We start from the raw sequence: 22,154 nt of genomic DNA, 5'->3' as shown, positions 1-22,154 counted from the left end.
ATGGTAGACGCAAACGCGCCTCTTCGGCCAGCGCCCGCATTGCTACCTGCCCTGGGGGCGATGACCTGGCTTCAGGCGCTGGTTGCGCTCGCGCTGTTTGCGCCGGGCGTGGTCGCACCGCGCGCCCATATCGAGGTCTGGCAGCTCTCGATGTTCTCATGCGCGGTGTTCGCCGTCGGCATCCCCGCCTCGTTCTGGGGCGGCGGTTTTATTGCCCGCATGGGTTCACTCCGGATCGCAAGCCTCTGTGCGGCGGCCATCGTCGTCAGCATGGCGCTGGCCTCGCTGGGATCGACGGCCGCACTGCTCGCCGCCGGCCTTTGCCTTGGCCTCGCCTTCGGGCCCGAGACGCCAGCGAGCGCAGCCCTGCTTTCGCGGCTCGTGACCGCCGAGCGCCGTGCCTTCGTCTTTTCGGTGCGCCAGACCGGCAACCAGATCGGTGCCGTCTGCGGCTCGCTGGCGCTGCCTGCGATCGCGATCGCGTTTGGCCCGGCGTGGTGCTACGCGGCGGCCGCGGCCAGCGCGCTTGTGGCGATTCTGCTGTTCGAGGGGTTGCGACCGATCTATGCCGGCAAGATCGTCCCTCCCCCAGAACTTAACCTCCGCGCGCGACTAGCGCTGGTGACTGCGGATAAGCGCATCGCGATGCTGGCGTTGGCCTCGATGCCGTTCAGTGCGATGCAGGTCTCGCTCAACACCGTCTTCGTCACGCTTGGCACAAGCGAGCTTGGCCTGAGCCATGTCGAGGCCGGCATAGCGCTCGCCTGCGCGCAAGGAGGCGGCTTGGTCGGCCGGCTCGGCTGGGGTTTTGTCGCCATGCGCCTCAATGCCCCACGCATGGTGCTCGTCGTGATCGGCCTTGGCATGGCCTTCTGTGCCGCGCTGCTCGGCCTCGACGGTGCCTCGCTTGGCCCCAGCGGCCAATTCGCCATTGCCGCGCTGTTCGGCCTCACGGCGTCGGGCTGGAACGGTGTCTTTGTCGCCGAAATCGCGCGCCTCGCACCGCAGGACAGGATCGGCGAGACCACGGGCGCCGTCCTGACCGCATCCTATGCAGGCCTGTTGGCCGCGCCGGCGCTGGTGTCGATCCTGGACGGTGCGGCCAGCCTTGGCGCGGCCTTCTTCGCCTTGGCGTGCCTCGCGCTCTGCGGCACAGTGGCGTTGATCTGGGGAGGCCATGACAAAACCGGCACATAGCGCGCGCGACATTGCGGCCGACGTCAGCGCCGGACGGATCAGCGCTGTCGAGACTGCCAAAGCCGCCCTCGCCCGCATCGAGGCCGCGAAGGCCTTGAATGCGGTCGTCACGATCGATCCCGCACGCACGCTCGCCGATGCCGCAACGGTCGATGCACGCCTGCGCGATGGCGAGACCGTGTCGCTCGCCGGCGTTCCCGTCATCGTCAAGGACAATATCTGGGTTGGCGGCTGGCGCGTGACGCAGGGCTCGCGCCTGTTCGCCGATTTCATCGCGCCGCAGGATGCGATTGCGATCGAGCGGTTGCGCCGCGCCGGCGCTGTTGTTGTCGGCATCGGGGCAACATCCGAGTTCGCCAGCAAGGGCGTCACGACCTCGCCGCTGTATGGGCCAACACGGCATCCGCAAAATCCCGCACTGACGCCCGGCGGCTCTTCGGGCGGACCCGCCGCAGCCGTCGCCGCAGGCCTCGTCCCGCTCGCGATCGGCACCGATGCGGGCGGCTCCAGCCGCAGGCCGCCGGCCCATGTCGGCGTTGCCGGCTTCAAGCCGTCCTACGGCGCGATCCCGTATGGGCCCGGTTTCGCCGAACCATTCTTCGGCCTCTCCGTCATCGCGCCGATCGCGGCCGATGTCGCCGATATCGCGCTGGCGTTCGAAGCGATGGCCGGCGTCGATGCGCGCGATCCGGATTCAGCGAACATCGCGCAAGATGCCGTTGACATCTCCGGCCTGCGCATCGCGTTTTCGCCGCGTCTCGGGCTCGACGCCGCGGTCGACGATGTCGTCGCGAATGGGCTCGCCTCCACGGTTGCGCGTCTCGCCGCGGCGGGCTTACCTATCGCACAACGCGATCCCGTCTGGCCGCCGGGTACGACGGAAGACGCGATCATGCCGCTTCAGCACGCGGGCCTTGCCGCTCTCTACGGCGATGCCTTTCGCAAGGATCCCGCCGTCTTCGATCCCGATATCGCCAAGCAGATCGAGCGCGGACTCGCCTGGTCAGGCAGCGATGTTGCCCGGGCGCTGATTGCCAGCACGTCGATCGCCCATGCGTTTGCGGCCTTCTTCACCGAAGTCGACGTGCTGCTGGCCCCGACGGTGCCCTGCGTCGCCTGGCCGTTCACGCAGCTTGGGCCCGACATGATCGGCGGCCGCCCGGCGAGCCCCCGCGGGCACGCCGTGTTCACGCCGTTCGTCAATCACGCCCGGCTGCCGGCGATCTCGATCCCCTGCGGGCGTGACAAGGCCGGACTTCCCTTCGGCCTCCAGATCATCGCCCGGCGCGGACAGGACCGCACATTGCTGTGCGCGGCGCGATATATCGAGGCGCTGCTGCGGGCGTAGTTCACGTTACGAAGGTCGCCCGCAAACGCCGCCAGCCGATCACGATGCCGGTGACGGAGAACACCAGGCCAAGCGCGCAAAGCCCGACGATCAGGACATCGCGCAGGCGCGGATGCGCCATCAGGGCAGGGAAATCGAGCGTGTGCAGCGCGCTGTAGAACCAGCGATAGGCCCGCCGCGAAGCATCCAGCCGTTGCAACACACTGCCGTCGGCGCCGTCGATGTCGAACCAGAGATCGCCGCAGCGGACGCGGTAGACCGGCGTGCCGGGAACGATGGACCGAGCGGGATAGTCATCGTTATCGGCGACCACAGACGCTGCGCCGCAACCCGCCGCCAGACGCGTCGTCAGGCTGAGAACGTCCTGCTCATCCAGGAACGCCATCTGCCGGTCGCGGGCGGGCTCTCCCGCTCCGGTCAAGGTCTGGCTGTTAAGGCCGGTCCGGTCGCGCCGAAAGACACAGCCGTTGAAGGCAAACCATTCGACCTCGCGGACCGAGGACGGTAAGGACTGTTGATCGAGGGATGGAGCCGCGCGCCAGTCCGGCACGGCATTCGTCGCGGCCGCCTCGGTCGGGGTCAATTGCCCACGCGAAAACAGCCGGCCGTGATCCATCGAGAGCCAGCCGCTGAAAATCCAGGTCAGCACGAAAGCGGTCGAAACGAGACCGATGATGTGGTGCAGGGCGTGCCAGCCGCGATAAGGCGATGAGATAAGGCCTCCTCGAATCCTGATCCTGATGATCCCAAGCACCGCCCCCAGCACCGCAGAGATCAAGGCCACCAGCGATAGTGTCGAGACGACCTGGTCCCACATCGACCAGTTGCTCCTGAGAACCGTCGGATAGATCCAGTGCAGAACGCTGCCGGCCCAATTCCATCTCCGCTCGCTGCGGATTGTATCCAGCACAATTTCGCCGGTGCGCGACGAGACATAGAGCTCTGTTCCGGCCGCATCGCCAAGCGCGACACGAAACAGGGGCCGATGTCGATCAAAGCCGTTGGGAACGCTCCATTGATCATAATCCGCGCGCGCGACGATCGTGGCGTTTGCGGCATTGAGCCCGCGTTGGCGAGCATAACCTTGCGCAATAGCGAGCGCGACATCGGGAAACTCCACCGATGCGTCGGCCCCATCTGACGCATGGACCGCCCGCACATGCGATGGACCCGACACCACATAGACCGGCCCGTCGCTGCGCTGGATCAGGCGAACGCGCGTGGCGTCCGTGATCCTGCTGGCGGCGATTGCGTCCGCGACCACCACGACCGCCTGCGTGCGCTCCACCGGCGCGAGCCCACCAAAGCGTTCCGTTTCCGTCATCGACGGAAACGGAACGAAGTGCATCACGATTCCACTCGCGAACCACATTGCGAACAGGAGGCAGAACGCGATCCCGAGCCAGCGGTGCAACAGGATGATCGCGCCCATCATATGGTCAGCGCCCTACCATTTGAACGCTGCGGAGATCTCGTAGGTCCGCGGCGCGCCCAGCAGGATCTGGTCGGGATAGAACGGATCGCCCCAGATCGCGTAGCGCTTGTCGGTGAAGTTGCGCACCCGGAAGGTTACGCGGGCCTGGTCGACCGCATTGAACACCGTCTTGGGGATATCGACGAAGGCGTAGACATCGCCGACGGTGTAGGCATTCATGGTCACGGTGTTGGCGTCACTGTTGTAGCGGTCGCCGACATGGCGGCCGGTGATGCCGACCTCGACAGGCCACGGCGTGAAGAAGCGCCAGGACGCGCCGGCATTGGCGACGATGCGCGGCACGTTCGGCGGTGTGTTGCCGGAGAACGAGCCGCCGACGAAATCATAATCGGCATAGCGCGCATCGACATAGGCGATGTTGCCCCAGAGACGCAAAGGCTCGATCGGGCGGATCGATCCGGCAAGCTCGACACCCTTGGATTCCTGCCGTCCCGCGATGTTGAGCGTCATGCCGCCGGCCGCCGCATAGACATTCGTGCGCACGATATCGTAGGCCGAGAACGACCACTCCGCCCTGTTGTCCCAGAGCACATGCTTGACGCCAGTCTCGTAGGTGCGCGCGGTCGTCAGGTCCAGGTTCTGGGTCGGAGCAAGCAGGAAGATATTGTTGGCCGAGACGTCCGCGCCGGTGGCGTATTGACTGAAGAAGGTCAGGCCCGGAACGGCCTCCCAAGTGTAGCCGATGCGTCCGGTGACAGGCGCCCAGGATTTCGAGAAGGGGAAATTCGCGTTCTCCAGACCGCTGACGTCGGTCGAGTTGCGGTCGAGCCCGATATGTTCGACGCGCAGGCCGCCAATCAGCGAGAAGGTCCGCGTGAGCTTCAGCCGGTCCTCGAACGACAGAGCCTCATTGTCGATACGCGCGGTCTGCTGCTTGGTCGTCAGCAGGCCGTAGAAGCCGCGGTTGGGATCAACGAGATCAACGGAATCGCCTGGAAAGTTGGCGGCACCCGGCCTGACGAAGTCGAGGTAGCTCGACGACAGCGTCGTGACGAGGCGATTATCGAAGCCTGCGATGTTCGCATCCCAGGTCAGGTCGGTGATGTTGCCGACCAGGCGCTGGCTGTGCGCGACATAGAAGCGGCTGCGATCCACCAAGTTCGTCGCGGCGTTGAATGCCTCGACCTCGTTGTTGAACCACGAGCGCTCCGCGCCGTAGGCATAGGCCTGGCTCTTCAGCGTCAGGTCGGGAGCAAGCTTCAACTCGAAGCCGCCGCGCAGCCAGACCTCCTGCGCCACGTTGCGATTGTCGAGCACGTTGTAATTGGTGTTGAAGGTTCGGTCGTCGATGGTGATCGGCCCGAGATTCGAATTGTTGGAGGCGACATAGGTGCCCGAGACAATGCCGGCCGTCGCATGCGAGCCGCTGAAGGCCACCGGCACCAGTGGCGCGCCCCAATAGGCCTTGGAGCGGTCCTCGCGGTACTCGATCGCGCCCCAGACCTTGAGGCTGTCGGAGATGCGGTAGTTGAGCTGGCCGGAGACGTCGAGCGTTTTGGTGTTGGTGTCGTCGGCAAAGCCGTTGAGCGTGGAGCGGCTGACGTCGAAGCGGTAATCGAGGCCCTCGACATTGGTGCTGCCGCCGGAGCCGTAATGCGCGCGGAACGAATTGAGCGAGTCCCAGGAAAAGTCCGCTTCGTTCCGGATCGCCCCGGTGTGCGGCTGCTTGGTGACGAAGTTGATCGCCCCGCCGGCGGCGCCTTCGCCCGAGATCAGCGAGGCCGGGCCTTTCAGGATTTCCACGGCTTCGAGATTGGCCGTGTCCATGATCCGCGAGGTCGTGTTCTGTGGGCCGATCTTGATGCCGTTGTAAAGCGTGTTGATCTGGCTGTTGGTGAAGCCGCGCATCGAGAATGCCGACGGCTCGGCCGGATTGTCGCCGGCGGTGACGCCAACGGCTCCTTGCGCCACGTCGGAGACGGTGCGGTAGCCTTGCTCGCGGATGGTCTCAGCGGAGATCACCTCGACAGTTGCGGGCGTCTCGCGCACGGTCAGGCCGAGGCGCGAGGCGCTTTCGGCGACCGCGTTGCTGTTGAGCGGAGTCGGCGCCGCAGCGTTCGGCACGACCGGTTTTGGCGCGGCCGCTGCCGCGGCGGCCCTGCGCGCTGCCGTGCGGCGTGCGCTTGCCGCGTCCCGGCCGGCTGGCTTGGCCTGCTTGCGGGATTGCGGCGGCGAGACCTCCACCGCAGGCAGGGGTTCGCGCGCCTGCTGCGCCAAGGCAGCTGGCATGTCGATAGCGACAAAAGGCGTGAGCGCGGCGGACGCCAGCAGGAAACGGCGTGGTCGTACAATATGGATGGAAGACACGGTCTTGGACCTCGGTGTGACGTCAGTGGCACGTCACCGCGAACCAAGGTCCCATCTTCCGGCTGATAAGCCTTCCGACGAAGCCGAATGTCTGTACTCCCCGACCGACATCTTCGCGTGTGACCACGGCTGACGGCAGGTCTCCTGGCTCGCGGGTCGTGACCACTTCGTCGCCTTCCCGGGACCGAGGACCCAGTGGCTTCTGACGAAGGATTCACCGCTTACAGTTGCGGGGGCAGCCGCGGCATTGGGGACAACATCCCCGCACCGCATTCCCTTTTCATCCCCTCTCGGGGAAACCGTCAAAGTCATCTAGGGTTACGATCAAGACAGAGTCAATGTACAAGCTGCGGCGTTATTGCCACAGCGACCAACTTCTTTGGAGATCTGCATGGAAGGTGAGACCTTCCTCTGGTTGATCCGGCATGCGCCGGTCGACGGCGTCAAAGGGACGATCCACGCCGCCGACGCGCCAGCCGATCTCACCGATCGCGCGCAGCTGGAGGCGTTGCGTCGGCTGCTGCCGCGGGATGCAGCGAGCTATGCCAGCCCGGTGCGACGCACGGTCGAGACGGCGCGCGCGCTGGGGCTTGAGCCCGAATTGGTGCCCGAATTCGGCGAGCAGGATTTTGGCGACTGGACCGGCCGGCGGCATGACGAGCTCGCTGCTCGCGGCGGCGAGGCCTATGCGCAATTCTGGAGCGATCCGGCGCGCGGACGGCCGCCGGGCGGCGAGAGCTTTGAAGATCAGGTCGCGCGCGTCCGGCTGGGTCTCGCGCGGATCGGCGCAGGTCACGCGACGCTCGTCGTGCATTCCGGCACGATCCGTGCCGCGCTCTGCATCGCGCTGGATCTGACGCCGCAAGCGGCCTTGCGCTTCGTGATCAATCCGCTGTCGCTGACCCGGATTGATCGGCTCGCGACAGGCTGGCGCGTCGTGTCGGTCAATCAGCGCGCGGCCTAGGACGGCCGATCCGGCACATTGGCCTGCGCGAACGTCGCCATGTCGTTGTGAAGGGCACAGGCCGATCGCACCAGCGGCAGCGCGATTGCGGCGCCCGATCCCTCACCGAGCCTGAGATCGAGGCTGATCAGCGGCTGCACGTTCAGCGCGCGCAGCACCAGCCGATGCCCCTGCTCCGCCGATTGATGCGATGGCAACAGGAACGGCTGGCACGACGGGTTCAGCCGCACGGCCGCGAGCACGGCAACCGAGACAATAAAGCCATCGATCAGCACGGGAATGCGCGCCTGCGCAGCCGCGATGATCGCGCCGGAGATCGCCGCGATCTCGAGGCCGCCCACGGCGCACAGGATCTTTTCGGGCGCTGCCCCCGCAACGCCATGACGCGCGATCGCCGCATCGATCACGCGCGCCTTGTGCGCACGGCCCGCCGCATCGACACCGGTACCGCTGCCCGCGATGTCCTCGGCGCCGATGCCGAGCAGGCTCGCGGCGATCGCCGCCGAGGCCGTGGTGTTGCCGATGCCCATCTCGCCGAAGATCAGCAGATCAGGCTGATGGGCCTTCGCCCGCGCCACGGCGCGCTGGCCGGCCTCGAAGGCGAATGCCAGCTCGGCGAGCGTGAGCGCAGCCTCGACGCTGAAATCGCGAGTGCCAAGGCGCGGCTTGTCCGTGACGATGCCCGGCATTGCCGCCTCGGCCAGCGTGCCGGCATCGACCACCTCGAGGGTCGAGCCGAGCTCGCGCGCCAGCACGGAGATCGCGGCACCTCCGGAGGCAAAATTCGCCATCATCGCGATGGTCACGGCCTGCGGATAGGCCGACACGCCCTGGGCGACGACGCCGTGATCGCCGGCGAAGATGATGATCGGCACGCGTGCGGCGCGAGGGCGTTCGGTCTCCTGCAGGCCGGCAAGCTCGATCGCGAGCTGCTCGAGCCGGCCGAGCGCGCCGGTCGGCTTTGTCAGTTGCGCCTGCCGCGCGATCGCGGCCTCGCGATGAGCGGCGGAGATCTCGGGGCATTTCTGAGTAACCCAATCAGGGAGCATGCTGCCTCGCTTACGGCCTGCGCTTGAGAATGTAACTGTCCATGATCCAGCCGTGTCGCTCGCGCGCGGCCTGTCGCGATGCGACGATGCGCGCCCCGACCTCGGCCAGCGCGCCGGACATGATGATCTGATCGGCCATGCCGAGATAGGCGCCCCACCAGATGTGCAGGCCTTCCGGATCGAGCGACTGGAACGCCGTACCGCCGTCGAGCATCACAACGACCGTATCGACGCCCACCGGCCAGCCGCCTTCGCGCAGGCGGCGTCCCGTCGTCACCAGAAACGGCTCGCCGATGTCGTTGAGCGGCAGCGCATGCGCCGCGCACAGCGCCTGGATCGAGGTGATGCCGGGCACGACCTCGATGTCGGGCAACGGATTGAGCCGCCGCGCAATGCGCAGCGAGGAATCGTACAGCGAGGGATCGCCCCAGATCAGCAGCGCGACCTTGCCCTCACCGCCGAGATGATCAGCGATCGTCTGCGACCAGGTCGCGGCGACAGCGTCGTGCCAATCGTCCACGCCCTTGCGGTAATCGGCTTCACCCGCCTCGCGCACGGGTAGATCGAACTCGGCGATACGCGTCTTGGCGTTGGTGAGCACATCGGCGCAGATCGTCCGCCTGAGATCGGCAAGATCGGATTTTGCCGACCCCTTGCGCGGGATCAGGACGAGATCGGCGGCGTTGATCGCGTCGATCGCAGCGCGCGTGAGCTGCCCGGGATCGCCGCAACCGATGCCGATCAGGGAGAGCGTCATCATGACGATCCGCCCTTCGCCAGCGCGCCGAACATGATCACGGCCGCCGTGGAAGCAGCACCGCCGCGCGCGAGCTGCTCGGCAAGCTCGGCAATGGTGGTGCGCACCAGCCGCTCGTCGGTACGGCCAAGCGATTCGGCGAACAGCGCCGGAGTGCTCGCTGAGAGACCATGCTCGACCAACTTCGCGACCAGCGCCGGAAAGGTGCGCCGACCCATATAAACCACGGTCGTCGCATCGGGATCGGCCAATGCCGCCCAGTTCAAATTCTGCGGCAGCTCGCCGGTGACATCGGCCCCGGTGACGAACTGCACCCGGCGCGAGGTATGCCGGCGTGTCAGGGGAATCCCGGCTTGCGCGGCGGCGACGCAGGCCGAAGTCACGCCCGGAACGATCTCGTAGCCGATGCCGGCCTCGCGCAGCGTCTCCAGCTCCTCCTCGAGTCGACCAAAAATGCCGGCATCGCCCGACTTCAGCCGCACGACGCGTGACCCCGTGGCGGCGTAGTCGATTAGCAGGCGGTTGACGTGATGCTGTTTCGTTGACGCCCGCCCTGCCCGTTTCCCGACCGCGACGAGATTGGCGCCCGGGCGCGCCAGGTCGAGGATCGCGCCCGAGGCAAGATCGTCGTAGAGCACGACGTCGGCCTCACGCAGCCGCGCGGCGCCCTTGAGCGTGAGAAGCTCGGGATCGCCGGGACCGGCGGAGATAAAGGAGACAAAGCCGCTCACCGGTCCTCCGCGATCAGATGGAAGAACGTGCCGGTGGCGTGGCCGCGCCACGATCCGGTCTCGGCGATGACGGAGCCTGTCGCATCGTGCACGACCGCCAGCGGCGTATCGGGCTGGACGACGATCGTCGAATAGTGGAATTCATGACCGCGCAGCCGCGCACCAACCTGATGGCCCGGCATGGGTGCAGCGAGCGCGACGAGACGATAGCCCAGATGCATGCGGCGCTTGGCAAAGCTCGTCTCCAGTCCGAGCAGGCCCGTCATCTCGTGACTGATACCGTCGGCATCGGTCAAAGCCGTTCCCAGCACCATATACCCCCCGCATTCGCCGTGCACGGGTCGTGTCTCGGCGAAGGCGCGCAGGCCATCGCGGAAGCGCGCATTGGCGGCGATCTTGCCGGCATGAAGCTCGGGATAGCCGCCGGGCAACCAGCAGACGTCGGCGCTTGCGTCAGGCGCTTCATCCGCAAGGGGCGAGAATGTCGAGATCTCCGCGCCCGCCGCGCGCCAGGCTTCCAGCATATGCGGATAGACGAAGGAGAACGCGGCATCGCGGGCGAGTGCAATGCGTTGCCCCGGCGGCGTCACGTTCAGGCCGTTCGCCGCTGGTTGCACTGACCACGCGGCTGCGGCTCGCAGCACCGCACCGAGATCGACATGCTCTGAGACAAAGCGCGCGGCCTCGTCGATCAGTTGTCCGATCTCGGCCTGCTCTTCGGCCTGCACCAGGCCGAGATGCCGCTTCGGCAGACTGATCTCGGCATGACGCGGCAGCGCGCCGAACACGGCAATACCAATGTCGCTCAGCGCGCGACGCACGAGGTCCTCGTGACGGGGGCTCGCGACGCGATTGAGCACCACGCCAGCGAGGCGCACGCCGGCGCGATAGTCACGAAGCCCTGCGGCAATCGCCGCCGCGGTCTGCGCCTGTCCGGAGGGGTCGATCACGAGCACCACCGGCCAGCCCAGCATCTCCGCGATGTCGGCGGTAGCGCCCGTGCCGGAAACACCGCGCGCCGCGACGCCGTCGAACAGGCCCATCGAGCCCTCAGCGAGCACGATGTCGGCATCGGTGCCACGGCTGACGAGATGTTCGATCGTGGCGCGGTCCATTGCCCAGCTATCGACGTTGACGGAGGCGCGGCCTGTGGCGGCGGCATGGAAGGCGGGATCGATGTAGTCGGGGCCGCTCTTAAAACACTGCACGCGCAATCCGCGATGGCGCCAGGCGCGCGCGAGCGCCAGCGTCAGCGTGGTCTTGCCGACGCCGGAGGCGGGCGCGGAGATGACGAGGCCCGCCGGCATCACGACGCCTCCGGAAAACGCGGCTCGGCACCAACCGGCCGGTAGCGGCGGTCGTAATCGGCGGCGTAGAGCCGGCTCTCGTCAAAATCCGCAGCGCCAAGCGTCTTGCCGACCAGGATGAGTGCGGTGCGCTCCATCTCGGCGCCAACGGCCGCATCGAGCGTTGCCAGCGTAGAGCGGACAATGCGCTGGTCCGGCCAGCTCGCGCGCCAGACGATCGCGACCGGGCAATCTGCGCCGTAATGCGGAATCAGCTCGGCAACGACCTTGTCGAGCAGATGGATCGACAGATGAATGGCGAGCACCGCGCCGGTCGCGGCGAACGCAGCGAGCTTCTCGCCCTCGGGCATCGCGCTGGCGCGGCCCGGCGTGCGCGTCAGCACCACCGACTGGGCAAGACCAGGCAATGTCAGCTCGGCCTCGAGGGCCGCCGCGGCCGCCGAGAACGACGGCACGCCGGGCGTGACCGTGAAGGGAATGCCGAGTGTGCGCAGGCGGCGGAGCTGCTCGCCCATCGCCGACCAGATCGAGAGGTCGCCGGAATGCAGCCGCGCGACGTCCTTGCCCTCGACATGTGCGGCAGCAATCTCCGCGACGATTTCGTCGAGCGACAACGGCGCGGTGTTGACGATGCGCGCGCCGGGCGGGCAATGCGCCAGCACGCCTTCGGGCACCAGCGAGCCCGCATAGAGGCAGACCGGACAGGCGGCGATCAAATCGCGCCCGCGCAGGGTGAGAAGATCGGCGGCGCCCGGCCCGGCGCCGATGAAATGCACCGTCATGGGCCGTCTCCTTCCGCGATCGCTGCGGTCGCGGTGCGATCCTGCGAGACCGCGCGCGTTGCGATGAGCCGCGCACGTGGTCCGGCCGCGGCCAGCGCTGCCGCTTCGGCGACCGATCCCGTGCCGAACTTCTCGGTGATCAGCTGCGACTGCGTCGGCGTCGCGATACCGGCCAGCATTTCCGCAGGGACGGCCCTGATCGGAACGCCAAACTCGCGCGCGAGCAACTTCAACGCCTCTGAATCAGCCTTGTCGCTGACGGTTGCCACGGCCGCGAGGCCGTCGGCACCACCGGCCGCCGCAAGCGCTTCGCGCAATGAGGCCAACGTGACATCCTTTTTGAATCCGAGCCCGGCGACCTTCATCGGACCGCACTCCACTGCACCACCGGTCGCGTCGCCTCCCAGGACCGATAGCGGCCGAGCGGAGCGGCATGTGCAATCTCGACTCGCATCAGATCCCCACCGTGGCGCTGATGCAGCTCGCCGAGCAGCGCTTCCGTCTCCAGCGTCACGGCATGCGCGACCAGCCGCGTCCCGGGCACGATGCGCGACCAGACGGCATCGAACATTGCGCCGTCGAGGCCTCCGCCGATGAACACGGCATCCGGCGCATCCAGCCCGGCGAGAGCATCGGGCGCGTTCCCCGCGATGACGGTGATCCGGTGCGCCAATCCGAACTCCGCTGCATTGCTGCGGATATTCGCCACGCGGTCCTCACGCGCCTCGACGGCGATCGCCGTCCCGCCGCACAGCGCCCATTCGACCGAGATCGAGCCGGAGCCGGCGCCGATGTCCCATAGCGTGCTGCCGGGACATGGCCACAGCGCCGAGAGCGCCAGCGCGCGTACCGGCCGCTTGGTGATCTGCCCGTCGTGAGCGAAGAGAACGTCCGGCAGGCCCGAGCTGCGAGACAGACCCTGCGCCCCCTTCGCCTCCAGCGCCACCGCGACCAGCTTTCCGGTGGAAGCGCGCGCATAGCTCTCGGCGCGATACTCACGAACGCTTTCATTTGGTCCGCCGAGCGCGGCGAGAGCCCAGAAGGTCGAGGCGCCCCATCCACGCTCGCTCAGCCACCTTGCGAGATCGCCGGCGGCTTTGCCGTCTCGCACCAGGCAAATGATCCGCGCGCCCGGCGCAAGATGCGGCACGAGGCGCTCGAACGGCGCGGCATGCAGACCGAGGCAGACGGCGGATTCAAGCCGCCAGCCCAGCCGCGCGGCGGCAAGCGAGAACGTCGATGGCGCGGAATATGCAACCCACTCATCAGCTGCCAGCTTCTCGGCGAGGCCTGCGCCGGCGCCATACCAGAACGGATCGCCGGAGGCGAGCACTGCTGTCGGCCGGCCACGGCGGCTCAACACGACCTCTGCGTCGAACGGCACCGGCCATGCGCGGCCGCGGCTTCCCACATCCGCAAGCGCGAGATGCCGTTCACCGCCAAAAACGGTTTCCGCGTTGGACAGCGCCTTTCGACTTGCATCGGACAGCCCGGCAAGGCCATCTTCGCCGATACCGATGATGGTCAGCCAGAGATCAGCCATGACGCGCGCCCTTATACTGGGCGGAATTGCCGATGCGAGCCTGCTCGCCGCGGAGATCGCGCGCGCAGGCATCGATGCCGTGTATTCCTATGGCGGCCGCACCCGCGCGCCTGCCGATCAGCCGCTGCCGATCCGCATCGGCGGCTTTGGTGGCGCGAGCGGACTTGCCGATTACGTCAGGCGAGAAGGCATCACGCATGTGATCGACGCGACGCATCCCTTCGCGGCCGAGATGAGCCGCAATGCCGTTGAAGCCTGCGCGCAAACCGATACGCCTCTGATCGCGCTCGAACGTACGCCATGGGCCAAAGCGCCGGGCGACAACTGGATTGAAGTCAGCGACGTCAACGCCGCGGTGGCCGCCCTTCCCGAAACGCCCGCACCTGTGTTCCTCGGCATCGGCCGCCAGCACATCGCGCCGTTCGCGGCGCGGCCGCAGCACGCCTACACGCTGCGCTTCGTCGATCCGCCGGAAGCGCCCCTGCCCTTCGCTGCCGATGTGATCGTATCGCGCGGACCGTTCACACTCGACGGCGAGTTGGCGATGATGCGCACGCAAGGCATCGCGTGGATCGTGGCGCGCAATTCCGGCGGCGACGGTGCGCGCGCCAAGATCGATGCCGCCCGTAGGCTCGGCCTGCCCGTCATCATGATCTCGCGACCAAAATTGCCCGAACGGCTGCGGGCGGAGAGCGTCACTGAAGTGATGCAGTGGCTCGATCATCGCACGCCCCTCGGCGCATAGACCCAGCGGCCGACACGGCGCGTCTGCGAATTGCCGACGATGACGAGCGTGCGCATGTCGGCCATCTCTGATGTCGCGTCGTTCAGCGTCACGGTCGCGATCTTCTCGTCAGGCGCGCTGATCGCGCGCGCGAAGATCACGAGGCGCTCACCGCAGCCGGCTTCTTTCAATACCGCTAGAGCGCGGCCAAATCCTTCCGGTCGGCTCGCCGAGCGCGGATTGTACAGCGCAATCGAAAAATCCGCTTCCGCGGCAAGCCTCAGCCGCTTCTCGATCACCGCCCAGGGCTTGAGATTGTCAGAGAGATTGATCGCGCAGAAATCGTGGCCGAGCGGCGCACCCGCGCGCGCCGCGGCGGCCAGCATCGCAGTGATACCCGGCAGCACGCGGATCGGCAGATCCTGATATTGCGGCGCCTGCTCGAGCGCCTCGAATACGGCCGAGGCCATCGCAAACACGCCGGGATCGCCGGAGGAGACGACGACGACCTGCCCGCCTTCGGCAGCCAAGCGCAACGCTTCGGCTGCCCGCTGCAACTCTTCCCGGTTGTCCGACGGATGCAGGGTGAGACCGGTCCGCGGCGGGACGCGCGCGACATAGGGCGCATAGCCCAGAATATCGGTCGCGGCGGCAAGCGCGGCGGAGACCTCCGGCGTCACCAACGCATCACTGCCCGGCCCGAGGCCCGCGATGGTCAGTGTGCCCTTCATTCGGCGGCGTCCGGCAGCCGGCCCTTGCCGTGCACGAGCACGATCGCAAAGTAAGGACAGTCGGCGGCGTCGATGTCGGCGAGCCGCACGACGCGCTCGCCCGGCATGGTGCCCCGCTCGACCAGCCAGGCATCGTCGAGCCGGCCGGCGGACGCAAGCGCACGGCGCACCTTTGCGAGATTGCGGCCGGTCTTCATGACGACGAGCGCATCGGAATCGCGCATGCGGCGTTCGAGCTCGGACTCAGGGAGCGTACCCATCAGCACCGTCGTCACGTCGTCGCCGAGCGCAATCGGCTGACCAACGCCATTCCAGCAGCCGACCATGCCGGGAATGCCGGCGATCACCTCGATCTCGACGCGGCCCTGCAGGCGCGTGTGCAGATGCATGAAGGAGCCGTAGAAATAGGGATCGCCTTCGCACAGCACGACGACATCGACGGCGCGCGCCAGTCGCGCCAGGCGCTCGGCCCATTCGTCGTAGAAGCCCGCGAGCAGCTGGACATAGTCAGGGCTATCGAAAGCAATCTCGGTCGTAACCGGATACTCCATGGGATATTCAGCGACGTCGCTTCCGAGCATGCTCTCGACGATGCACCGCGCCTGGCCCGGCCGGCCCTTCTTGCGGAAATAGGCGACGTGCTTTGCGCCGCGCACGGTGCGATCGGCGCGCACGCTCATGAGATCGGGATCGCCGGGGCCAAGACCGCAGCAGATGATGCGCCCCATCGCTATTCGCTCCGGCTTGCGAGCGCGTTCACGGCAGCGACCGTGATCGCGGAGCCGCCGAGGCGGCCTTCGACCGTCAGCGCCGGTACAGGCGGATCGGCCATCAGCGCTGCCTTGGATTCGGCCGCACCGACGAAGCCAACGGGGCAGCCGATGATTGACGCTGGCCGCGGGCAGTCGCGATCCTCGAGCATGTTGAGAAGATGAAACAGCGCCGTCGGCGCATTGCCGATCGCGACGATCGCACCGTCGAGATGCGGGCGCCACAGTTCCAGCGCCGCGGCAGAGCGCGTGTTGCGCATGGACTGCGCCAACGCAGGAACAGTCTCGTCACTGAGGGTGCAGATGACGGCGTTGGCCGCAGGCAATCGCGCGCGCGTAATTCCTTCGGATACCATGCGGGCATCGCACAGAATCGGCGCACCCTTCTGCAACGCCGCGCGTGCGGCGGTCGCCATGCCCTGCGTGAAGCGGATATGCGCCTCAAGTCCTACCATGCCGGCGGCATGGATCATCCGGACCACGACCTGCTCTTCGTCCGGTGTGAAACGCGCCAGATCGGCCTCGGCCCTGATGGTCGCGAAGGATTGCCGGTAGATCGCGGCGCCGTCGGTCTCGTAAGCGTGCGGCATCAGTGTCCTCCCATCAGGATGGAGGGATCGCGAACGATGTCGTCGCGGTCGAGCCCGCGCAGGATAGGCTCGTCGCGAGTCGATCCACCGCGCACGAGATCGAATCCTGCACCCGTCGCCACCAGCGTGATCGCGGCCGAACCGGAGTGAGCACAGCCCTTGGCGCAGCCTGAGACGTGAAGCCGCGAAGCCGCGCCGATATTCGGCGCGAGCGCCGCGGCCAGCGCGCGGGTGTCGGCATGGGCCTCACGGCAGCGCGGCGCGCCGCTGCAGGCAATGACGCGCAGCGCCGGATCGTAAGCCTCGGTGATCAGGCCGGAAGCGGTCGGCATCGCCCGCTTGCCCTCGCTCAAGACCATGCGCCACGGCGTCATCCGCAACGCATGTCCGCAACCGGACAAGCGATTGAGCGTCGCATGCGGCATCTGGCCGAAGGCGACGCCGACCATGGCGCCTTGCGGATAAAGGCCGGGGCGCGCGGCGGCCATGATGGGTGCCGGCTCCGCCTCGCCGCGCAGAGGCTCAGGCAATTCTGCGCCAGCCGCAAGGTGCGTTGCCATGCGGCCGCTCCTCGCGCCACCGGAGGCGGCGAACCAGCTTGCGACAGCGAGTGCGGTTGCCACGGCCTCGCCGCGCGCGACGGTGCGGCCAAGCCTTGCACCATCCGCGCGCACGAGGAGACCACCGGCAGCGTCGCGCTCGATCCGCACATCGGCGGAGTTGCCGGCGAGCACGCGCGACTTGCCGTCATCGATGGCGAAGCCAAACTTCGTCGGCACCTCGAGCATGGAGTCCGCCAGCACCTCTTCGAGCTCGGCCGCAAGCGCCTGGGTCTCGTCGCCATCGTGCCAGAACGGCATGACCAGGATGTTCCGCCGGGATTCGGTGTCGGCGTCAGGGTCGAGCAGCGTCAGTTGCGCGAGACCGTCAAGCAGCAGCCGGTGGCTGCTCTCGCTGACGCCCCTGATCTGGAGATTGGCGCGGCTGGTCACGTCGATCAGACCATTGCCGTGGCGCTCGGCGAGATGCGCAAGCCCTGCGGTCTGGGCCGCATCGAGCCGGCCGCCGAACGGCCGCACGCGGACCACGAGCCCGTCGCCCGATTGCATCGGCCGCAGCGCGCCGGGACACCAGCCCTTCACCGAAGCCGCGCTCATGACGCCTCCTTCAGCGCAGCCGCAATCGAATTGCGGCGCGTCCGCCAGAGCGAGGCCTCATGCAGGCGCGTGAAGCACATCTCCATCGCAGCCAGCGCCGCCGGATTTTCGTGGGCCATGAAGGCACGGACGTCGGCGTCACCGAGCGTCGCGTCGTAGTAGAGATCGAACAGATGCGGCGGCACGGCGCCGGCCAGATGGGCGAAGGCGGCCATGTGCTCCAGCGTCGCGGTGATCTCGGCCGCACCGCGAAAACCGTGGCGCATCATGCCGGCGATCCAGCCCGGATTGGCGGCGCGCGCGCGGACCACGCGCGAGATCTCTTCGGTCAGCGTGCGCGCGTGCGGCTCGTCGGGGCGGGTCGTGTCGAGATGATAGAGCGATGGCCCGGCAGCACCGAGATGCGCTGCAGCTGCCGCGATGCCGGCCTCATGCGCGGCATAGTCGGCGGCGAGCAGCAGATCGGTTTCCGGCAGATCCTGGACGTGAACGAAAGCATCGGCGGAGGCGAGCCGCTGCTCGATGCCGGCGCGATCGGGTTTGATCTCGCCATTGGCGGAGAACGCCCAGGACGATGCCGACAGCCAGGCTTCGCCGGCCGCATCGCGCGTCTCGGGCGTGAAGGCATCCGGGATTGCCGAGAGGCCGACGCCGTATTGTCCGGGGCGTGGCGCGAACACGCGCGAGGCGCGGTGGCGATAGGGATTTTCGTCACCTTCCTCGTCGCGCGATGCCAACGCCTCGGCGGCGGCTTCGAACAATTGCGCAAGGCCTGCGAAGACATCGCGGAACAGGCCGGACACCCGCAGCGTCACGTCGATGCGGGGACGGCCGAGCTCGGCCGGCGCGATGATGTCGTAACCGGTGACGCGGCCGGAGGCGTGATCCCAGCGCGGCGCAAGACCGGCCAGATGCAGCGCCATCGCGAACTCCTCGCCCGCGGTGCGCATGGTCGCCGAGCCCCAGAGATCGACCACGAGGCCTTTCGGCCAATCGCCGTGATCCTGAAGATGACGGCGCAGCAGCTCTTCGGCGAGTTTGATCCCTTGCGCATGCGCCGACGGCGTCGGCACTGCGCGCGGATCGACGGCGAAGAGATTGCGGCCCGTCGGCAGAACATCGCTGCGACCGCGATAGGGCGAGCCGGATGGGCCCGGCGCAACGCGCTTGCCCGCGAGCGCAGCACGCAACGCGTCCCGTTCGGCCTCGCCGCAGGCGCCGCGACTGAACACGTGCAGGCCGTCGCCGAACTGGCTTTCCTTGAGATCGCAGACGAAGCGATCGATCCGGGGGATCGCTTCGGCTGGTGCAGCCGAGGCATCGAGCCCGAGATCGTCTTCGAGGCCGGCAGCGCGCGCCTCATCGCGGATCGCGGCGATCAGGCGCCGGCGGCGGCCGGGATCGAGACCATCAGCGGTCGAGTATTCGTCGAGCAGACGTTCGAGCCGGCGCAAACCTTCCGGCACCGCGGATTGTTCGAGCGGCGGCGGCAGATGGCCAATGGTGACGGCACCGATGCGCCGCTTGGCCTGCGCGGCCTCACCGGGATCGTTGACAATGAAGGGATAGATGACGGGCAGATCGCCGATCAGCGCTTCGGGCCAACACGCGGATGACAGCGCCACGGATTTTCCCGGCAGCCATTCCAGCGTGCCATGCGCGCCCATGTGCACGACGGCATCAATCCCCTGCGCACGGAGCCAGAGATAGAAAGCGACATAGGCATGGCGCGGCGTGCGGGCGAGATCGTGGTAGTCGGCATCGCGCGTGGTCGCATCGCCACGCTCGGGCTGGACTGCGATGATCGAGTGACCGCACTGGATCGCAGCGAAGTGGATCGCGCCATCGCGGTAGTTCGGATCGCTCTCCGGCGCGCCCCAGGCTTGCGCGAGATCGTCCTGCAGGACCTGCGGAAGGCGCGATAGCGACGCCCGATAATCGGCGACGCTCCAGGTCAATTGCTGCTTGAGCAGTGTCTCGCCAAGCGCTTCAACGGGTGCAACATCGAAGCCGGCTTCAGTGAGATCGGACACCAGCGCTTCGACCGAAGCGAGCGCGTCGAGACCGACCGCATGCGCGATCTGGTGCGGGCGGCCCGGATAGTTTGAGAGCACGATTGCCAGCCGCTTCTCTGCCGCCGGCGTCTCCGCAAGCCGCCGCCAGGCCGCAACGCGCGCAGCCACTGCCCTCACGCGCTCCTCATCCGCCCTATGGGCCAGATGCGAAAATTGCAGATCGGGATCGCGCGTCGCAGCCGATTTGAAACTCACCACGCCCGCGAACAGGCGGCCGTCGACCTCGGGCAGCACCACATGCATCGCGAGATCGCCGGGCGACAGGCCGCGCAGCGACTCCGCCCAATCCTCACGCCGCGCCGATGAGAGCGCGACCTGGAACACCGGACATGACGCAGCGTCGAACGGCGTCGTGCCATCGTCGCCCATCGCCGAGAACGCCGTCGCATTGACGATCGCCGCCGGAGGATTTTTTGCGAAATACGTCCTCAGCCAATCCGAGACACCTGCGGCCTTCAGCGACGTGACGAACACACCATGAGCGTCAAAGCCCCTCTCGCGCAAAGCAGCGATCAGCGCATCGACCGGCCCCGTGTCGGCGGCCGTGAGATAGGAGCGATAGAACGCCACCAGCGCATGCGGCTTCCCTTCGCTCGCCGCCGGCGCGGCGATCACACCGCGTGCGGGATCGTAAAAGCCCATCTCGGGAACGGTTATCTCGCCGACGACCGGCCCGGCGTAGAGGCCCGAGGCAAGCGCGAGCTGCGCGATCGCGGCTTGCGCCGCAACGGGACCACCGGTGTCGCAGAGAACTTTCAGCCGGCGCAGCGTCGAGACCGGCAAGGTGGAGTATGCATCGAGCCGCGTGTCGTCGCGGCCATCGGCCGGCAGCACGGCGAGCACGATGTTGCGGTCTTTTGCCAGCTGCTGGAGCGCCGCGAGCCCATACGGCCAATAGGACTCACCGCCGATCAGCCGCACCAAAATGCCGCGCGCCCGCGACAGCGTGCGCTCGATATAAGTATCGACCGAGAGCGGATGACGGAGTTCTGCGAGGTTCGCCAGCCGCAGCGACGGCAGGCTGTTGCGGCCGCGCCGCCAGCCGGCCGCGAACGCCGCAAGATCGGAGTCCGAGTACGAGAGCACCACGAGATCGGCCGGGTCCTGGCCGATGTCCCTTGGCGTCGCGGTCTCTTCCAGACCGCGGCTCTCGCGGAAGACGACGTGCATCAGACTCCCAATCCCGCCTTGATCGCGGCCTCGTCGATATCGCCGTGCTCGCCGATCACGACGAGCTTTGATTGCCTGTTGCCCGCGCCCCAGGGCTTGTCGAACTGGTGGCGCACGCGCTCGCCGACCGCTTGCAGCAACAGTCGCATCGGCTTGCCTGCGACCGCGATGTAGCCCTTGACGCGCAGCACGTTCTGTTCGCGTGCCAGACGCTGCACCGATGCGACCAGTGCATCGATGTCAGTGACCTCAGGAAGATCGATCACGACCGAAGCAAAGTCATCGTGCTCGTGGTCCTCCTCGCCATCATGATGCGAGGGACGCGCGGCGAGATCGTTCTCGGCGGCGGCGCCGAGGCCGAGGATGACGCGCGCATCGATGGCGCCGTCAGTGATCGGCAGCATCGGCACGCGACGCGGCATCTCGGCGGTGATCAACGCCTTGGCGGCCTCGATGCCGGCTGCGCCCGCGAGATCGGCCTTGGTCAGCAGTACGATGTCGGCACAGGCAATCTGGTCCTCGAACACTTCCGACAGCGGCGTCTCGTGATCGAGATTCTCGTCCGCCGCGCGCTGCGCTTCGACCGCATCCGGGTCCGGCGCGAAACGGCCGGCGGCGACAGCCTCGGCATCGGCGAGCGCGATCACGCCGTCAACCGTGATGCGCGAGCGGATCTCCGGCCAGTCGAACGCCTTGAGCAGCGGTTTTGGCAGCGCTAGGCCCGAGGTCTCGATCAGGATGTGATCGGGCCGCACCGGGCGCGCCAAAAGCTTCTCCATGGTCGGGATGAAATCGTCCGCGACGGTGCAGCAGATGCAGCCATTGGCGAGCTCGACGATGTTCTCCTCCGGGCAATTGGCATCGGCACATGACTTCAAAATCTCGCCGTCGACGCCCTCGCTGCCGAACTCGTTGACGAGCACCGCGAGCTTCTTGCCGTTGGGATTGGCGAGCAGGTGCTGGATCAGCGTCGTCTTGCCGGACCCGAGAAACCCGGTGACGACAGTCACAGGGACTTTTGCAAGCGAGTTCATTCGGCGGCCTCCGGCAACACGGCAATGGGGGGAATGCGGGCAAGCGACTGCTTGCGGAAGATTTCGGGGCGGCTGCGCCAGGGCACGAGGCCGTCGGGCGCGGCGGCATAGGCGGCAGCGCCGGCGACCACGTCCTGCGCGTTGGCATCCGAGAGGCGGCCGTAGACATAGGACCAGCGGCCGGGCGCGCTGAGCGCGACCGAGCAGCCCTGGCTGCATGCAGACAGGCATTCGACGGGAACCACATTGACGCCCTCGGGCACGCCGGCCTCGAGGATCGCACCGTGAAGGCGCTTGCCGGGCGCGACCTCGCCTTCGCCAAGCGTCTGGCCGGCGCGGCAGGTGATACAGACGTGCAGTGTGACCGTCATCGCCTCTTCCAGAAGTATCAGCGGGAGGCGAAGAGGCCCACGAACCGTTCTT

General features: G+C 67.2%; 20 protein-coding genes and 1 riboswitch. Of the genes, 4 read left to right on the top strand and 16 right to left on the bottom strand.

The genetic code is table 11. The annotated features are described in order from the left end of the window. Both FXB40_RS16545 and FXB40_RS16540 read left to right on the top strand, forming a co-directional pair. Nucleotides 1-1,197, top strand: coding sequence for an MFS transporter (locus FXB40_RS16545; RefSeq protein ID WP_148773246.1), 1,197 nt, complete (start codon nt 1-3; stop codon nt 1,195-1,197). After that, nucleotides 1,178-2,545, top strand: coding sequence for an amidase (locus tag FXB40_RS16540; protein WP_148773245.1), 1,368 nt, complete (start codon nt 1,178-1,180; stop codon nt 2,543-2,545). The genes FXB40_RS16545 and FXB40_RS16540 overlap by 20 nt, the downstream gene beginning before the upstream one ends. 1 nt (nt 2,546) lies before the next feature. On the opposite strand, the gene FXB40_RS16535 is transcribed toward FXB40_RS16540, so the two are convergent. Together FXB40_RS16535 and FXB40_RS47935 are read right to left on the bottom strand one after the other, a co-directional pair. Then, the gene (locus tag FXB40_RS16535; RefSeq protein WP_148773244.1) at nt 2,547-3,980 is read right to left on the bottom strand and encodes a PepSY domain-containing protein; all 1,434 of its coding nucleotides are present in this window, start codon (nt 3,978-3,980) and stop codon (nt 2,547-2,549) included. A gap of 12 nt (nt 3,981-3,992) precedes the next feature. After that, on the bottom strand, nt 3,993-6,347 hold the full coding sequence (locus FXB40_RS47935) for a TonB-dependent receptor (protein WP_187436924.1): 2,355 nt from the start codon (nt 6,345-6,347) through the stop codon (nt 3,993-3,995). A 117-nt stretch (nt 6,348-6,464) separates the two neighbouring features. Beyond that, nucleotides 6,465-6,666: riboswitch (cobalamin riboswitch) on the bottom strand. A 72-nt stretch (nt 6,667-6,738) separates the two neighbouring features. Here FXB40_RS47935 and FXB40_RS16520 point away from each other — a divergent pair. Then, nucleotides 6,739-7,311 carry a histidine phosphatase family protein gene (locus FXB40_RS16520; protein ID WP_148773242.1) on the top strand — a complete coding sequence of 191 codons (573 nt, stop codon included), beginning with the start codon at nt 6,739-6,741 and terminating at the stop codon, nt 7,309-7,311. On the opposite strand, the gene cobT is transcribed toward FXB40_RS16520, so the two are convergent. Genes cobT through cbiE form a run of 7 tightly spaced genes read right to left on the bottom strand, consistent with a single transcriptional unit; the run spans nt 7,308 to nt 13,480 of the window. Then, on the bottom strand, nt 7,308-8,360 hold the full coding sequence (gene cobT / locus FXB40_RS16515) for a nicotinate-nucleotide--dimethylbenzimidazole phosphoribosyltransferase (protein ID WP_148773241.1): 1,053 nt from the start codon (nt 8,358-8,360) through the stop codon (nt 7,308-7,310). The two genes, FXB40_RS16520 and cobT, sit on opposite strands and share 4 nt — an antisense overlap. Before the next feature lie 10 nt (nt 8,361-8,370). After that, nucleotides 8,371-9,120, bottom strand: a complete 750-nt coding sequence (gene cobF, locus FXB40_RS16510; protein ID WP_148773240.1) for a precorrin-6A synthase (deacetylating) — start codon at nt 9,118-9,120, stop codon at nt 8,371-8,373. Further along, complete coding sequence (gene cobA, locus FXB40_RS16505; protein ID WP_148773239.1) at nt 9,117-9,848, bottom strand: uroporphyrinogen-III C-methyltransferase; 732 nt, start codon at nt 9,846-9,848, stop codon at nt 9,117-9,119. The genes cobF and cobA overlap by 4 nt, the downstream gene beginning before the upstream one ends. After that, entirely contained in the window at nt 9,845-11,155 is a 1,311-nt protein-coding gene (locus tag FXB40_RS16500) for a cobyrinic acid a,c-diamide synthase CobB (protein WP_148773238.1), read from the bottom strand. Before FXB40_RS16500 ends, cobA begins: the two co-directional genes overlap by 4 nt. Further along, nucleotides 11,155-11,937, bottom strand: coding sequence for a precorrin-4 C(11)-methyltransferase (cobM, locus tag FXB40_RS16495; protein WP_148773237.1), 783 nt, complete (start codon nt 11,935-11,937; stop codon nt 11,155-11,157). The genes FXB40_RS16500 and cobM overlap by 1 nt, the downstream gene beginning before the upstream one ends. After that, the gene (locus FXB40_RS16490) at nt 11,934-12,302 is read right to left on the bottom strand and encodes a cobalamin biosynthesis protein (RefSeq protein ID WP_187436923.1); all 369 of its coding nucleotides are present in this window, start codon (nt 12,300-12,302) and stop codon (nt 11,934-11,936) included. The genes cobM and FXB40_RS16490 overlap by 4 nt, the downstream gene beginning before the upstream one ends. Next, nucleotides 12,299-13,480, bottom strand: coding sequence for a precorrin-6y C5,15-methyltransferase (decarboxylating) subunit CbiE (gene cbiE / locus FXB40_RS16485; protein WP_148773235.1), 1,182 nt, complete (start codon nt 13,478-13,480; stop codon nt 12,299-12,301). Before cbiE ends, FXB40_RS16490 begins: the two co-directional genes overlap by 4 nt. Between cbiE and FXB40_RS16480 the strand changes: the two genes are divergently transcribed. Further along, a complete protein-coding gene (locus FXB40_RS16480) occupies nt 13,479-14,225 on the top strand; it encodes a cobalt-precorrin-6A reductase (protein WP_148773234.1) in 747 nt (248 codons plus the stop codon). The genes cbiE and FXB40_RS16480 overlap by 2 nt on opposite strands. On the opposite strand, the gene cobJ is transcribed toward FXB40_RS16480, so the two are convergent. Genes cobJ through FXB40_RS16445 form a run of 7 tightly spaced genes read right to left on the bottom strand, consistent with a single transcriptional unit; the run spans nt 14,201 to nt 22,102 of the window. Next, nucleotides 14,201-14,935, bottom strand: a complete 735-nt coding sequence (gene cobJ / locus FXB40_RS16475) for a precorrin-3B C(17)-methyltransferase (protein ID WP_148773233.1) — start codon at nt 14,933-14,935, stop codon at nt 14,201-14,203. The two genes, FXB40_RS16480 and cobJ, sit on opposite strands and share 25 nt — an antisense overlap. Further along, on the bottom strand, nt 14,932-15,663 hold the full coding sequence (locus tag FXB40_RS16470) for a precorrin-2 C(20)-methyltransferase (RefSeq protein WP_148773232.1): 732 nt from the start codon (nt 15,661-15,663) through the stop codon (nt 14,932-14,934). Before FXB40_RS16470 ends, cobJ begins: the two co-directional genes overlap by 4 nt. A gap of 2 nt (nt 15,664-15,665) precedes the next feature. Continuing rightward, the gene (locus FXB40_RS16465) at nt 15,666-16,295 is read right to left on the bottom strand and encodes a precorrin-8X methylmutase (RefSeq protein WP_148773231.1); all 630 of its coding nucleotides are present in this window, start codon (nt 16,293-16,295) and stop codon (nt 15,666-15,668) included. Next, on the bottom strand, nt 16,295-17,452 hold the full coding sequence (gene cobG / locus FXB40_RS16460) for a precorrin-3B synthase (RefSeq protein WP_148773230.1): 1,158 nt from the start codon (nt 17,450-17,452) through the stop codon (nt 16,295-16,297). The genes FXB40_RS16465 and cobG overlap by 1 nt, the downstream gene beginning before the upstream one ends. After that, a complete protein-coding gene (gene cobN / locus FXB40_RS16455) occupies nt 17,449-20,697 on the bottom strand; it encodes a cobaltochelatase subunit CobN (RefSeq protein ID WP_148773229.1) in 3,249 nt (1,082 codons plus the stop codon). The genes cobG and cobN overlap by 4 nt, the downstream gene beginning before the upstream one ends. Beyond that, nucleotides 20,697-21,731, bottom strand: a complete 1,035-nt coding sequence (gene cobW, locus FXB40_RS16450; RefSeq protein ID WP_148773228.1) for a cobalamin biosynthesis protein CobW — start codon at nt 21,729-21,731, stop codon at nt 20,697-20,699. Before cobW ends, cobN begins: the two co-directional genes overlap by 1 nt. Further along, nucleotides 21,728-22,102 (bottom strand): DUF1636 family protein, encoded by a 375-nt coding sequence (locus FXB40_RS16445; RefSeq protein WP_148773227.1) that lies wholly within the window; start codon nt 22,100-22,102, stop codon nt 21,728-21,730. Before FXB40_RS16445 ends, cobW begins: the two co-directional genes overlap by 4 nt. Nucleotides 22,103-22,154: the final 52 nt, after the last annotated feature.

This window comes from Bradyrhizobium rifense, from assembly GCF_008123425.1.
In the GTDB taxonomy this organism is placed as follows: Bacteria; Pseudomonadota; Alphaproteobacteria; order Rhizobiales; family Xanthobacteraceae; genus Bradyrhizobium; species Bradyrhizobium rifense.
The sequence above is the reverse complement of the archived record's forward strand: the minus strand, read 5'-3'. Positions and strand labels throughout refer to the sequence as shown.

Coding starts and splice junctions, on each gene's coding strand:
- FXB40_RS16545 (WP_148773246.1), top strand. CDS start 1: ATGGTAGACGCAAACGCGCCTCTTCGGCCAGCGCCCGCATTGCTACCT.
- FXB40_RS16540 (WP_148773245.1), top strand. CDS start 1,178: ATGACAAAACCGGCACATAGCGCGCGCGACATTGCGGCCGACGTCAGC.
- FXB40_RS16535 (WP_148773244.1), bottom strand. CDS start 3,980: ATGATGGGCGCGATCATCCTGTTGCACCGCTGGCTCGGGATCGCGTTC.
- FXB40_RS16520 (WP_148773242.1), top strand. CDS start 6,739: ATGGAAGGTGAGACCTTCCTCTGGTTGATCCGGCATGCGCCGGTCGAC.
- cobT (WP_148773241.1), bottom strand. CDS start 8,360: ATGCTCCCTGATTGGGTTACTCAGAAATGCCCCGAGATCTCCGCCGCT.
- cobF (WP_148773240.1), bottom strand. CDS start 9,120: ATGATGACGCTCTCCCTGATCGGCATCGGTTGCGGCGATCCCGGGCAG.
- FXB40_RS16500 (WP_148773238.1), bottom strand. CDS start 11,155: ATGCCGGCGGGCCTCGTCATCTCCGCGCCCGCCTCCGGCGTCGGCAAG.
- cobM (WP_148773237.1), bottom strand. CDS start 11,937: ATGACGGTGCATTTCATCGGCGCCGGGCCGGGCGCCGCCGATCTTCTC.
- FXB40_RS16490 (WP_187436923.1), bottom strand. CDS start 12,302: ATGAAGGTCGCCGGGCTCGGATTCAAAAAGGATGTCACGTTGGCCTCA.
- FXB40_RS16480 (WP_148773234.1), top strand. CDS start 13,479: ATGACGCGCGCCCTTATACTGGGCGGAATTGCCGATGCGAGCCTGCTC.
- cbiE (WP_148773235.1), bottom strand. CDS start 13,480: ATGGCTGATCTCTGGCTGACCATCATCGGTATCGGCGAAGATGGCCTT.
- cobJ (WP_148773233.1), bottom strand. CDS start 14,935: ATGAAGGGCACACTGACCATCGCGGGCCTCGGGCCGGGCAGTGATGCG.
- FXB40_RS16470 (WP_148773232.1), bottom strand. CDS start 15,663: ATGGGGCGCATCATCTGCTGCGGTCTTGGCCCCGGCGATCCCGATCTC.
- FXB40_RS16465 (WP_148773231.1), bottom strand. CDS start 16,295: ATGCCGCACGCTTACGAGACCGACGGCGCCGCGATCTACCGGCAATCC.
- cobG (WP_148773230.1), bottom strand. CDS start 17,452: ATGAGCGCGGCTTCGGTGAAGGGCTGGTGTCCCGGCGCGCTGCGGCCG.
- cobN (WP_148773229.1), bottom strand. CDS start 20,697: ATGCACGTCGTCTTCCGCGAGAGCCGCGGTCTGGAAGAGACCGCGACG.
- cobW (WP_148773228.1), bottom strand. CDS start 21,731: ATGAACTCGCTTGCAAAAGTCCCTGTGACTGTCGTCACCGGGTTTCTC.
- FXB40_RS16445 (WP_148773227.1), bottom strand. CDS start 22,102: ATGACGGTCACACTGCACGTCTGTATCACCTGCCGCGCCGGCCAGACG.